Below are 260 nucleotides of genomic sequence, written 5' to 3'. Positions count from 1 at the left end.
GGCCAGCAGCGGCCCGAAGGGCACCACCAGCAAGAGCGGGATCATCAGCAGCCCGAAGGTCATGTTGAAGAACGGCGGACCAACGGAGATCTTGTCGCCGGTCAGCGTTTCCAGAAGCAGCGGATAGAGCGTGCCCGTCAGCACCGTGCCACAGGCAACCGTCAGGATCAGGTTGTTGAGAACCAGAGCGCCTTCGCGCGACACAGGCGCGAAAAGACCACCCGCAGACAGAAGCGGCGCGCGCAAGGCAAAGAGTGACA

The 260-nt window shown here is 62.7% G+C and carries 1 protein-coding gene; it reads right to left on the bottom strand.

The features are described from left to right. The coding region (locus SB772_RS42555; protein WP_410838839.1) for a cytochrome c-type biogenesis CcmF C-terminal domain-containing protein at positions 1-246 on the bottom strand (246 nt) is incomplete at its 3' end. Between the last annotated feature and the right edge of the window lie 14 nt (positions 247-260).

Origin of the sequence: Paraburkholderia sp. SIMBA_030 (genome assembly GCF_046535245.1) — a bacterium.
Taxonomy (GTDB): domain Bacteria; phylum Pseudomonadota; class Gammaproteobacteria; order Burkholderiales; family Burkholderiaceae; genus Paraburkholderia.
This window is presented reverse-complemented; position numbering and strand designations above follow the sequence as displayed.